The 815-nt window shown below is 48.6% G+C and carries 1 protein-coding gene; it reads left to right on the top strand.

Translation table 11 applies throughout. The features are described from left to right. Positions 1-766 (top strand): adenosine deaminase (locus ACTHUM_RS15955; protein WP_440403416.1); only part of this gene is annotated, 766 nt, incomplete at its 5' end. Positions 767-815: the final 49 nt, after the last annotated feature.

Raw genomic sequence — 815 nt, 5'->3', positions numbered from 1 at the left:
CGCGTATCTTGAGCGTTGCCGTGAAGACAATGTCGTGCATACGGAAATATTTTTCGATCCGCAAACCCATACTGCGCGGGGTGTGGCGTTTGAAACCGTGATTAACGGCATTGTCCGCGCCTGTCATGAAGCCGGACAGCAATGGGGTATAAGTACGCGTTTGATTATGTGTTTCCTGCGCCATTTGTCGGAAGAAAGCGCATTTGAAACCTTAAATCAGGCTTTGCCTTATAAAGAACACATCATTGGCGTAGGCTTGGATTCGAGCGAATTGGGGCATCCGCCGTCTAAGTTTGAGCGCGTGTTTGCGCAGGCGCAGGCGGAGGGTTTGTTGACGGTGGCACATGCTGGAGAAGAAGGCCCGCCCGAATATGTTTATGAGGCTTTGGACTTGCTGCATGTCCGCCGTATCGATCATGGCGTACGGGCGGAAGAAGATGAGGCGTTGATGGCGCGTTTGATTAAAGAACAAATGCCCTTGAGCGTTTGCCCATTGAGCAATTTGAAATTAAAAGTGTTCCCTGAAATGGCGAAACACAATTTGCGCCGTATGTTGCAACGTGGCGTCTTGGTAACCGTCAATTCCGATGATCCGGCATATTTCGGCGGCTATATGAACCGCAATTTTGAAGCGCTTGCCGAGGCTTTAGATTTGAGTGCGGAAGAAATCAAAACCTTGTGCACCAATTCGTTCCGCGCTTCGTTTTTGAGCGAGGAGGAAAAGGAAGAGTGGATACGGAAGATTGAAGGTTTTGATGCTGAATAACGATAAAAGGCCGTCTGAAAAAGTTTTAGACGGCCTTTTATCGTTATTC

Source organism: Neisseria sp. P0021.S006, from assembly GCF_051956895.1.
The sequence above is the reverse complement of the archived record's forward strand: the minus strand, read 5'-3'. Positions and strand labels throughout refer to the sequence as shown.